The sequence below is a fragment of the Methanosaeta sp. UBA356 genome (genome assembly GCF_002496465.1).
GTDB lineage: Archaea > Halobacteriota > Methanosarcinia > Methanotrichales > Methanotrichaceae > Methanothrix > Methanothrix soehngenii.
In genome coordinates this window covers 3718-15001 of record NZ_DAKC01000101.1, presented here as the reverse complement: position 1 = coordinate 15001, position 11284 = coordinate 3718, and the positions used below count along the sequence as shown (strand labels likewise).

The 11284-nt window shown below is 54.4% G+C and carries 10 protein-coding genes and 2 pseudogenes; 9 read left to right on the top strand and 3 right to left on the bottom strand.

The features are described 5' to 3' along the window. Both BP727_RS09330 and BP727_RS09325 read right to left on the bottom strand, forming a co-directional pair. Positions 1 to 239: pseudogene (locus BP727_RS09330) on the bottom strand (Fic family protein); the annotation flags it as partial. A 56-nt stretch (positions 240 to 295) separates the two neighbouring features. Beyond that, positions 296 to 718: a type I restriction-modification system subunit M N-terminal domain-containing protein gene (locus tag BP727_RS09325; protein WP_286858505.1), complete on the bottom strand. Its 423-nt coding sequence runs from the start codon at positions 716 to 718 to the stop codon at positions 296 to 298. A 477-nt stretch (positions 719 to 1195) separates the two neighbouring features. Here BP727_RS09325 and iorA point away from each other — a divergent pair, with 477 nt between their 5' ends. The 8 genes from iorA to BP727_RS09285 all read left to right on the top strand — a co-directional run bounded on the left by iorA (position 1196) and on the right by BP727_RS09285 (position 9914). After that, positions 1196 to 2944 carry an indolepyruvate ferredoxin oxidoreductase subunit alpha gene (gene iorA / locus BP727_RS09320; protein ID WP_286858503.1) on the top strand — a complete coding sequence of 583 codons (1749 nt, stop codon included), beginning with the start codon at positions 1196 to 1198 and terminating at the stop codon, positions 2942 to 2944. Next, complete coding sequence (locus BP727_RS09315) at positions 2941 to 3603, top strand: indolepyruvate oxidoreductase subunit beta (protein ID WP_273271253.1); 663 nt, start codon at positions 2941 to 2943, stop codon at positions 3601 to 3603. The genes iorA and BP727_RS09315 overlap by 4 nt, the downstream gene beginning before the upstream one ends. Continuing rightward, positions 3600 to 4883: a phenylacetate--CoA ligase family protein gene (locus tag BP727_RS09310; protein ID WP_273271254.1), complete on the top strand. Its 1284-nt coding sequence runs from the start codon at positions 3600 to 3602 to the stop codon at positions 4881 to 4883. Before BP727_RS09315 ends, BP727_RS09310 begins: the two co-directional genes overlap by 4 nt. A gap of 94 nt (positions 4884 to 4977) precedes the next feature. Then, positions 4978 to 6144, top strand: coding sequence for a hypothetical protein (locus tag BP727_RS09305; protein WP_273277905.1), 1167 nt, complete (start codon positions 4978 to 4980; stop codon positions 6142 to 6144). A 401-nt stretch (positions 6145 to 6545) separates the two neighbouring features. Continuing rightward, positions 6546 to 7334 (top strand): ABC transporter ATP-binding protein, encoded by a 789-nt coding sequence (locus BP727_RS09300; RefSeq protein ID WP_013718892.1) that lies wholly within the window; start codon positions 6546 to 6548, stop codon positions 7332 to 7334. Positions 7335 to 7447: 113 nt separating this feature from the next. After that, positions 7448 to 8455 carry a mechanosensitive ion channel family protein gene (locus BP727_RS09295; RefSeq protein WP_273277907.1) on the top strand — a complete coding sequence of 336 codons (1008 nt, stop codon included), beginning with the start codon at positions 7448 to 7450 and terminating at the stop codon, positions 8453 to 8455. A gap of 32 nt (positions 8456 to 8487) precedes the next feature. Then, entirely contained in the window at positions 8488 to 8898 is a 411-nt protein-coding gene (locus BP727_RS09290; protein ID WP_273277908.1) for a VOC family protein, read from the top strand. A 20-nt stretch (positions 8899 to 8918) separates the two neighbouring features. Beyond that, a complete protein-coding gene (locus tag BP727_RS09285) occupies positions 8919 to 9914 on the top strand; it encodes a phosphatase PAP2 family protein (RefSeq protein WP_286858496.1) in 996 nt (331 codons plus the stop codon). 26 nt (positions 9915 to 9940) lie between these two features. Here BP727_RS09285 and BP727_RS09280 read toward each other — a convergent pair whose 3' ends face one another. Next, positions 9941 to 10393 carry a hypothetical protein gene (locus tag BP727_RS09280; protein WP_013718896.1) on the bottom strand — a complete coding sequence of 151 codons (453 nt, stop codon included), beginning with the start codon at positions 10391 to 10393 and terminating at the stop codon, positions 9941 to 9943. 272 nt (positions 10394 to 10665) lie between these two features. Between BP727_RS09280 and BP727_RS09275 the strand changes: the two are divergent. Continuing rightward, positions 10666 to 11284: pseudogene (locus BP727_RS09275) on the top strand (hypothetical protein); the annotation flags it as partial.

The window sequence follows — 11284 nt, the reverse complement described above, 5'->3', positions numbered from 1 at the left end:
GCGATTTGCAGATTGGCGTCGGCGATTGCCGCCTTTGCCTGGGACATGGTGAGGCGGTTGCCTTCAATGAAAGTGGAGTAGTGCACCGCCCGCACGCGAGCATGCGCCCGAAGCTCGGCCTCGGCGGCGGGCGGGATGGTCGTATGCTCCACTAAGGCACGGGCTGCCTCGATCTGCATCAGGCCGCGGGCGATGGCGGGGGTGAGGGTGAAACGGGGGGACCAACTCGGAGCTTTCATTATTTCCTTCGGGGTATGTCATTGTCTTTTTGCATTCATAATTTCAGGGATGAGTTTCAGAAAGCCTGAAAGCCATCCGAGGAAAAGTTTCCAAGTGTGATGAAGATGCCTGTTACAGCTGTAATAGCCGCTCCGCTGGATCGGCTCTTACCTTGCTCTCTCCCTTGAGGCAAGTTAAAATAATAAAAATAATTCGATGGAGTAGCCATATCTTGCCGGATAAGGTTGGAAAAGCGGGCCCTTTCGAGAAGGTAAAGAACGCCTTTGCCCTGATAGCACAGCTTGCCAATGGGCCACCAATCGCACCATTTTCCCTTAAGCTCCTGCACCACCTGGCGGAACTTGAAATCGGCATACTTGAGAAAGATCAAGCCGAGAACCGGCAGAGAGTACTCTGAAGCCATCAATTTGGAGTCGGCACGCAGTTCGTCCGCCGCAATCCAGAGACGCTTTTCGATACCATTGTGGTTTCCCTGCACTGCAACCCCTCTTGAGCTTTTTTAGTATCGTTTTTATCAAACCGCTTAACATTTATACCGTTTGCCCTCCTTCATCCTCACCATCTTCTAGAACCACTCTATAAACTGATGCAGCCAGTGACACAGCCTGCAGAAATCCATCACCATCTCCTCGTTGAATGCCTATTAGGCTGAGTAGATCTAACTCCTAAGGCATCATGCTGGCTTCATGGCCCGCTCGATCTTCGGCATCGATCCTGGACTACCGCTCAAGTAAAGCCTTCAAACAGCCTAACACTTTCGATGCGGTCAGTAGATGCAAGCGAATCGCCAAGCTTCTTGGGGAAAAAATCCCGCGGGATCCGCAAACCACAAGAATTATATTCCCTCGTCCATAGGGACAGATCATACTCTGATGTATAAGAATGTGCATAAAAGATCAATATAAACCAGCGAAAAATCCCATGACGAGTAATTTCAGGCGAAGGTGAAAAGGATTTGAGAAAATTGCTCTCCGGCAATGAGGCCATAGCCCGTGGGGCCTACGAGGCCGGCGTCACTGTTGGCACGGGCTACCCCGGGACTCCCTCCACCGAGATCCTGGAGAACCTGGCCCGGTACAGTCCGGAGGTTTACTGCGAGTGGTCCCCCAATGAGAAGGTGGCCTTTGAGGTCGCAGCCGGAGCCTCACTGGCCGGGGCGCGCTCCATTGTGACCATGAAGCATGTGGGGCTGAATGTGGCCGCAGATCCGCTCATGACCCTCTCTTACATTAGCGTGGAGGGTGGATTTGTGGCCTGCGTGGCAGACGACCCGGGGATGCACTCCTCCCAGAACGAGCAGGACACTCGCAATTATGCCCGCTTTGCCCGGGTCCCCCTTTTTGAGCCGGCGGACAGCCAGGAGGCCAAGGATCTCCTCATGCTCGCCCTCTCCGTCTCGGAGGAGTTCAAGACCCCGGCCATACTGCGCTCAACGACGAGAGTCAGCCACTCTCGCAGCCTGGTCGAGTTGGGGGAGAGAGCTGGCGGGAATAAGATCAGCTTTGTCAAGAACCCGCCCCGGTTCGTTCCCATACCGGTATGGGGCCGGCCCATGCGCCAGAGGGTGGAAGAGAGGCTGAAAGAGCTGCAGGCGCTCTCAGAAAAGTCGCCAGCAAATCGCATCGATTGGAGGTCAAAAGGCCTGGGAATCATCACCTCCTCCATCGCCTACCAGTATGCCCGCGAGGTCTGGCCGGACGCCTCGGTTCTGAAGCTGGGATTCTCCTATCCCTTCCCGGACGCATTGATCCGGGAGTTTGCCCAGGGTGTGGACCGGCTGCTGGTGGTTGAGGAATTGGATCCATTCATAGAAGAGCACGTAAAAGCCCTGGGGATATCCTGCCAGGGGAGAGATTTCGTGCCGGGGATCATGGAGCTGTCCGTAGACCGACTGCTCCAGTCCAGAAGGCTGATGGATGGAGGAGAGGCCACCCGAAAGGAAGAGGATCCATATAGAGAGCTCCTTCCTCCCCGCCCGCCGGTGCTCTGCCCCGGCTGCCCTCACCGGGGGATCTTCTATGCCCTCTCCAGGGAGGATGTGGTGGTCACCGGGGACATAGGATGCTACAGCCTGGGCGCTTTTCAGCCCCTGGACCGGATGGACAGCATCCTCTGCATGGGAGCAGGAGTCTCCATGGCCCACGGCATGGAGAAAGCAGGGGAGAAGAGAAAGGTGGTGGGCGTGGTTGGAGACTCCACCTTCTTTCACTCCGGGATCACTGGTCTCTTGGATATCGTCTACAATAAGGGCCACTCCACCATAATCGTGCTGGACAACCGCACCACTGCCATGACCGGCCACCAGGACCATCCGGGAACCGGCAGGACCATTAGCGGCGAGCCGACGGTCGCAGTCTCCATCGAGGATATCGGCCGGGCCTGCGGGATCAAGCGGGTCCGGACGATAGATCCCTACCAGCTGGATGACGCCAGAGAGGCGATCAAAGAGGAGCTGGCGGCTCTTGAGCCCTCTCTTATTGTATCCCGCGCTCCCTGCCCCCTGCGGGAGAGGAGACGGGTGGGGGCGATGAGAACCATCCTGGCGGAGGAGTGCCGGGCTTGCGAGCTGTGCCTCTCTTTGGGCTGCCCGGCGATAGAGGGAGTGGATGGGGTGATGAAGATCAATCAGACCCTCTGTGCGGGCTGCGGCCTGTGCGAACAGATCTGCCCCGCCGGGGCGATTGTCAGCCGGGAGGGAGTATGATCGAGAGGGTGGCGGAGAGGACAGAGGGAATGATGAACAAAGAAAGCAGGGAGAGAACGGAGAGCGCAGACAACCCGGACTCGAACGGCACAAAGAGCATCGTCCTCGTCGGCGTGGGCGGTCAAGGGATACTGCTGGCCAGCGAGATATTAGCCCAGGCAGCGATGATTCAGGGCTACCAGGTCAAGACCAATGAGGTGCACGGCATGGCCCAGCGAGGAGGCTCGGTGATGGCCCAGATTCGTTATGGAGAAGAGGTCAAGAGCCCCCTGGTCTCCAAAAAGAGCGCTCATATCCTGGGGGCGCTGGAGAAGGTGGAAGCCCTGCGGTACTGGGAATTTCTCCGGCCGGACGGCCTGGCCGCAGTCAGCAGCCAGGCCATTGTGCCGGTGACAGTCTCCTCCGGTCTTGCCCGCTACCCAGAGAATGCGGAGGAACTGCTGGCCAGGGCTTTTCCCCGGCTGGTCTATATCGACGCCCCGAAGCTGGCAGGAGAGCTGGGCGACAGCAGGGCAGCGAACATCATACTATTGGGGACGATATCCCGTGGGCTGGACCTCCCCCTGGAATCCTGGGAGGAGGCCATCGGCCTGTGCGTCCGGGAGAAGTTCCGAGATCTCAATTTGAGAGCATTTTCACTTGGCAGGAGCAAAGCATGACAGAATTGAGCAAATTTCACAATGAACCGATGGAGACGGCCTCCCGAGAGAGAATCACCCAGATTCAGTCCGAGCGGCTGAGGGCCATCGTCGGTCACGTCTATGAATCCAATCCGATCTACCGGCGTCTATTCGACGAGAAAGGCGTCCGGCCAGAGGATATCAGGACGGCAGAGGACGTGGTCCGACTGCCCTTCACCGGCAAGGACATCCTCAGGGAGAGCTACCCCCTGAATATGGCCTGCGTTCCCCGCGATCAGATCGTGGAGATGCATATGTCCAGCGGCTCCACCGGCACCCCGGTAGTCATGCCCTACACCCGCTCAGACCTTGATCAATGGGCGGAATGCATGGCCCGCTGCTACCGTATGGCCGGGGCGAAGCCTGGGGACCCCACCCAGATCACACCCCTCTTCGGCCTTTTCAATGGTGGCTTTGGCATGTATCATGGCGCTCGGGCAGCAGGACTGTTCGTGATCCCCGCCGGTCCGGGAAACACCGCCCGGCAGATCCGCCTGGCTCGAGATCTGAAGACCAGGGTTTTCACCGGAGTGGTGAGCTATGGCATCCGGTTGATGGAGGTGCTGGCCGAAGAGAAAGAGAGCCTGCCGGACCTGGAGATAGGCATCTTCGGAGCTGAGGTTTTCTCTGACTCCATGAAAAAGAAGATCTCCTCGGGCCTGGACATCGACGTCTTCGACATATACGGCATGACTGAGTCCGGAGGCGTTGGCACATTAGGCATGGACTGCCCGGCGCACGACGGGATCCACATCTGGGAGGATCAGTATATCCTGGAGATCATCGATCCAAAGACAGGAGAGCCAGTGGATGACGGAGAAGAGGGAGAGCTGGTCTTCACCTCGCTCACCCGCGAGGCGCTGCCCATGATCCGTTTCCGGACAGCTGACCTCACCCATGTCATATCCCGGGACAGATGCGAATGCGGCAGAACTCACATCCGTCTAGCACCGATAACCGGGCGAAGGGATGACATGCTGATTGTGAAAGGGGTGAACTTCTTCCCCAAGCAGATTGAGCAAACCCTCCTGGGAATACCGGGCATTGGCAACAACTACCAGATCATAGTGGAGGAGGAGGACGGAGTCAATAGCGTCCGGGTCAATGTCGAAGCCGAACCGGGAGTGACCGGCTATATGGTGGAAAAGGCTCTCAAAGAGGCGCTGGGATTCTCCCCCAAAGGAGACGTCTTCCCCCTGGGAGGCTTGCCCCGCCAGGAAGGAAAGGCAAAGAGGGTGTTTCATAACAGGATAAAATAACTCTTGTTCTCTTCCATGAGATTCAGATGAGCCTGATACAAGACTTAAGGCTAAATAGACACAAGTCCAGTCAGTATTCATTGAGGTGCAATAGTTGAGATTCAATTGCCTATGCTTATGTCTCTTGGCCCTGGTCATGGGGTTGGGAGTGGCAGCCGGATATGATGTATCCATATCGCAATCCATGGAGGTATCCGAGACTGACTTCGATGAAGAATTCGTCAAGAGCCTGTTCGGATTCGGCACCGAAGGTGGGGAAGGTTTCTGGTTTGGCCCGGAGTTTCAGGATGTCAGCACCGCCACCACCTTCTTTTCCGAGTTCTATATGGAGAGCTCTGTCCCAGTGGTCAAGACCTTCGCTCCGGTAAAGATCGATGTGACTCAAAATGTTCCTTCCCGGATATATTTCGGCAGCGGTAAGGGGATCGCATATACCCAGTACCAATCTACAGTGGCCGCCAGCAGAGGAAATGAGCTCTGGATTCAGAAAGGAGCTGACTGGTCCCAGTACGCCATCGTCCCGGCAGGATCCGGCATTCAGTTCATCGCCTTTGCCCCCGTGGGCGGCCAGGCGGACTACTATTGGATCCTTCAGAGCAACTCCCTCAACATCACCAGCAAGCGTCTGGACCTCTACCCCGGACACAACAGCCTGAACTTCAAGGCTGATGAGGTGGGCAGGCACATTCTCCTCTTTGTGCTCAATAATCAGCCCAGCAACGCCATCATCATCGATGTGATCAGCCAGGCCCCTCCAGCCCAGCAGACGGCAGTGGCAGCTGATATGCCACCATCCACCAACAACCCTGCAGCCTCTGGAGTGCAGGCCATGCAAACCGTACAGCCTACGCAGGCGGTGCAGATGCTCCCCGGAGCCACAACCAGCGTCATGCAGACATACAGCGGAACGGCCCAGCAGACCACCTCTGCCAGCAGCACCACTCAATACCCGGCTGCTGTGGCTGCAAAGCCTGCCGTGCCTGCAATTGTCGCGGGAGACACGCCGGTGACCATCCAGACCACCTTGAAGGGCTATGATGTCTATGTGGACGGAGTTCTCATTGGCAAAGAGGGAACAGGTGGCGATCTTCTGGATGGTGTCTTCAAGTTCAAGGTGGTGGGCGGAATGATCCACAACATCAGGATCTTCGATGGAGAGCACAACTACCCGAAGGATATTTACTTCGAGAAAGGAGTGCAGAAGATCATAAATGTGCCACCAGGCACCACTGTCTATGGAATAGTCACACCCTATCATTGACAGATGTCTAATTATTTATAACTTAATTTTTTAAAAAACTTGAGAAGTGGGCATCCTGATTTTCCACCAAGGAGAAGTTATCAATAAATGTCATTTTTTCCATAATTAATATCATTTTCTGATACTGCAATTTTGCCACGCTAGCAGCTCATGATCTTGATTTTCGGAGATCAGCGCACAAATGATATATGATACCATAATCATCTATCATGAAATCCATTTACAATGAGATGTTTTTGCGAAATTCCATCCATACACCAACAGCTATTTATCCATAATAGATAGCATGAATTAGGAAATAGATATTAACAAAATCGATCACAGAAGAATATCTAGATGCGCTTCATCTGAGATGTGCGCCGCATCGTCTTAGATATCCGATATTCAAAGGAGGCAGCCCCTTGGTGGAAATCACGATCAAGAACCTCGTATTCGGCTACAACAGCCATAAGATACTCGATGGAGTAAACATCATTGTGAAGAGCTCAGAGATCTTGAGCCTGGTGGGGCCAAACGGCTCGGGAAAGACCACCCTTATAAAGTGCATGGACCGCATCCTTAAGCCCAAGGGCAGCATCCTCATGAACGGCCAGGAGATAGAAAGAATGAGCCGGCAGGAGGTAGCCAGGCAGATCGGCTATGTGCCCCAGTCCAGCTCCACCCCCCTGGCCACAACCGTCTTTGATACCGTCCTCATGGGCAGAAGGCCTCATATCGGCTGGAGGGTACAGGACTCAGACCTGGATAAGGTGGCTGAGGTCTTGGAGAGGCTGCATCTGGAAGACCTGGCCATGCGTGACTTCTCCCAGCTCTCCGGCGGCCAGAAACAGAAGGTGCTCATCGCCCGTGCTCTGGCCCAGGAACCGGCAGTCCTGCTCCTGGACGAGCCCACATCCAACCTGGATATGCTCCATCAGCTAGAGGTGATGGAGACGGTGAGCAGCCTGGTCAAGGAGAAGAAGATCTCCGCAGTGATGGCCATCCATGACCTCAACTTAGCCTCCCGCTTCTCAGATAAGCTGGTGATGCTAAAAGAAGGCAAGGTCTATGCAGCAGGAGAGCCGAAGGCCCTTCTTAATGAGGTTAATATCAGCCAGGTCTACGGCATAGAGGCCATGGTCATGAACGCTATGGGTCGGCCCTATGTAGTGCCGCTGCGCTCGCTGGCAGAAGCGGCTGTATGCGATTAGCTGTGTACAGCCGGAAAGGATTTCCATCCATTTTTTAGGTTTTGGTCAGCGGCCCGGGTAGGTGCATGGAATAACACAAACCTTTATGTATTGCAGATGTCGAAATCTGGTTTATGACCTTGCCCTTTGCAGATATTCCAGAGTTCTCCTCCCAATTAACCGGACGAGGTCCTGCAGAGGATATTATATCAATAATTAAATACATATATATACGTTATATTGGAAGCGCTCTGGCAGAGAACGTATGGTACATTATCTCGACCATCATATCCATATCTATAATTATCATCTTAACTATTTTAATCGCCCGGCTGGTCAATGGTCTGCTGGAGAAGCAGATCCCAAAAATTGTGGAATCCAGCCGGCTTGGCAAGGAGTTTGACGAGACCTCCCATGCCATGACCCGCAGGCTGATCGTTGCCGCGATATATACCGTCGGCATCTTGATGACCATACTCCTCATCCCCTCACTGAACAGAATTGCCATCGCCATGCTGGCCGGCGCTGGTGTGGCCACCTTAGCCATTGGCTTTGCCGCCCAAGACTCCCTCTCCAATATAATATCCGGGATCTTTCTGGCCATCTTCAAACCCATGCGCATTGGCGACTACGTCGACTTCAAAGGCGAGTATGGCTATGTAGAGGATATAACTCTGCGCCATACGATAATCTGCACCTGGGACCAGAGGAGAATAATAGTGCCGAACAAGCTGATGGGCTCAGACTTCATTGTGAACTGGAGCATCGGCAATCCGGAGACCGTTTGGCCGGTTAATTTTAGAATAGGCTACTCATCGGATATCGATAAGGCACGAAGCATCATCACAGAGGTGGCCGAGAGCCACCCCCATGTTCTGAAGGAGAAGGGCATCAATGTCCGCCTCATCGAGCTGGGAGACTTTGCCATGAACCTGCGCCTGACCTTCTACGCCCCCAGCCGGGGGATGGCATACGATGCCGGGTGCGACATAAGGGAAGCAGTAAAAAAAAGGTTTGATGCAGAGGGAATTGAGATCCCGTATCCATATCAGAATGTCATAATCATGAAGCAGCCGGTCGAGGCATCATCTTGTCCAGTGCCGGAGAACGATCACTCTCAGGAAGAGGAGCAAGCCAATTAATCTAAATATAATGCATAAATAATGCATTTCGCATGAACCGAGTAGTCCATTTTGAGATACAGGCAGAGAATCCCGAGAGAGCAGCGAGCTTCTACCGGGAGGTCTTCGGCTGGCAGATCGATGAATGGCAGATCCCAAAAGTGAAGATCAAGGATGAGAATCGTTACTGGCAGGTTACGACCGGCAGTGAGGCTGAGCCTGGCATCAACGGCGGTCTCGTCTTCCGCCGCGGTCCTCCTCCGGCAGAGGGACAATCGGTCAACTCATTCATCTGCACAATAGAAGTTCCTGACCTTGACGAGCATATCGACCGGGTTATTCGGGCAGGGGGAAGGGTTGCAGTCCCCAAGATGCCAATTATGGGTGTCGGCTGGCTGGCCTACTGCCTGGATAGCGAGAAGAACATCTTCGGCATGATGCAGACGGACGAGATGGCGCAATAGGACAGAGATATTTTTGGAATATGATGGATACGGACCTCTCCATAATCCTATTCCTGCAGGGCCAGGACTGGGCCATCCCGATAATGAGATTGGCCACCTCATTGGGATCGCTGGAGTTCATGCTCCTCTTTATGCCCTTCCTGTTCTGGTGCTGGGATGCAAAATGGGGCTTCAGGGTGGGACTGATGCTGGTCACGAGCCATGGGCTGAATTCTGCCCTGAAGATCGCTCTGCACGGCCCCAGGCCTTACTGGGTCGATCCCAATGTCCAGGCCTGGAGCACTGAACCCTCCTTTGGCATGCCCTCCGGGCACGCCCAGAATGCCGTCTCCATCTGGGGCCTGACCGCACAACTCATCCACAAGCGTTGGGCCTATCTCCTGGCCGCTGGCACCTGCTTATTAATCGGTCTCTCTCGAGCCTATCTGGGGGTCCACTTCCTGGGAGATGTGCTTGTAGGCTGGGGCGTGGGTGCAGTGCTTCTGGGCTCATCCATCAAGGCAATGCCAGTTATGGAGGAGAAGATCGGAAGAATGAATCTGAAAGGCCAGATCCTGCTCGCCGCCCTAGCCTCTTTCGCCATCATCGCCCTTTATCTCCTGGGCCTGGCCGGCACGGGTGCCTGGCAGATGCCCTCTGCCTGGGAGGCCAATGCTCTGGCTGCAACTGGAGAGCCCATCGATCCATTCCGCCCGGTTGATGCATTCTGTGCTGCAGGGATGATGCTTGGTATCTCTTCTGGCTATGCTATTTTAAAGAGGAGAGGAGGCTTCTTGGCAGACGGTCCACTATCCAGGCGTCTGGTCCGCTATCTTCTGGGAATGATAGGAGTGGTCCTGATCTGGTATGGATTGAAAGAGGCGATGCAGATAGAGGCAGCCGACTGGGCCCTCGACTACATTAGGAGCATGCTGGCAGGGCTCTGGGTCACACTGGGGGCGCCATTGATGTTCATCGGCCTTGGCCTGGCCAAAAAGGAACAGGTTGATGGGCAGAGTGCGGGCAAAGATCCATAATCCCTGAGCCGATTTTGATCAAATTCTCATCTCGTGCCGGACTCGATCTTGTTCAGGTTCAGGATGATATCCGCTGCCAGAATGTTGGTCAGGCCGTGGCGCTCGCAAATGTTCAGCACCCGGTGAAGCTCATCTCTCTGCATAGAGGCGGTGTTCTGAACGGCATAAAGCATTCCCTCGGAATAGCCCTCATCCTGGATGATATCGTGCATGTTCTCCAGAATAGACTGATCGAAGCTCATTCCGGTGGCCCCGATCTCCTCGATAGCCCTCTCCATGGCGCTGCTGTCCAGTGCCCGGCGATTTTTTTTGGATTCTCCTGCCTTCTTGATAAAATCGAGGGCCTCTTTGGAAATGCCCCGCAAAATCAGCTCGGAGGCTAGCTTCTTCAGTGTCTTCTCCTGCAGAATAGCTTCGGCTTCAAGGGCCCTGTAAGCCTCGGGGGTGATCTCTATTCTGGTATATTTTGTGCTGGGCATTTATCCGCTGCGCCTCGGTTTTCTCGCGAAAGTGCTAATATAATTATTCCTATTAATAGACTGCGATCATTTGCGGAAAAATTGTAGGGGAGGGACCGGCTCCGGCAGCCAACCCCACCAGACGATCATAATGGATTATCTCTTGTGCCTGGATAAAAAGTGTGCCGCTGGTGACTCTGGATAGCAGTCTATACGAAAGGGACAAATCGACTGGGAAGGCAAAGCTGGTTTGAGATCATTCATCCAAAAGCTTTTCTTACAAGCGATGGTTAATGCAGATCGAGGGAAGCGGATTGGATGAAGCGGCAGAGGTCACCATTAAGGAGCACGTGTTCAACAACAGCAACCTTTTCTCCAACCATTACCTGGAGAACATGGTCCAGAAGTCCTCGGAGTGGGATGATGAATCCGGTCTTTTGGAGGCCTACACCAGGATAAAGGACAAATTCTTTGAGAAGGAGAAGAACTTTCCTCGGTATGTTGAGGCGGATCTGGAGCACAACTGGATTCGCCCGGTCTTAGATGCCCTGGGCCACCATTATGGCGTCCAGGAGAGCCTGCATCATGATCCCCTGAAGCCCGATTATGCCTTCTTTCCCGATGCTGAGGCGCTGAATGAGGCCTATTCCCAAAAGGGCTCGGATGACTTTTATAAGAGGTCGGTGGCCGTTGGAGATGCCAAGGCCTGGAATGTGGTTCTAGATAAGAGCCGTCAGGGAAGGGTGCTGCGGGAGATGACCAACCCCAGCTTTCAGATCGACAACTACCTGAGGGCAACCCCGCCCAAATGGGCGATCCTCACCAATGGCAGGCTGTGGAGGCTCTACCATGAGGACTCAAGCGTGAGCATGGACTCATATTATGAGGTGAACCTTCCCGATCTGATCGCCC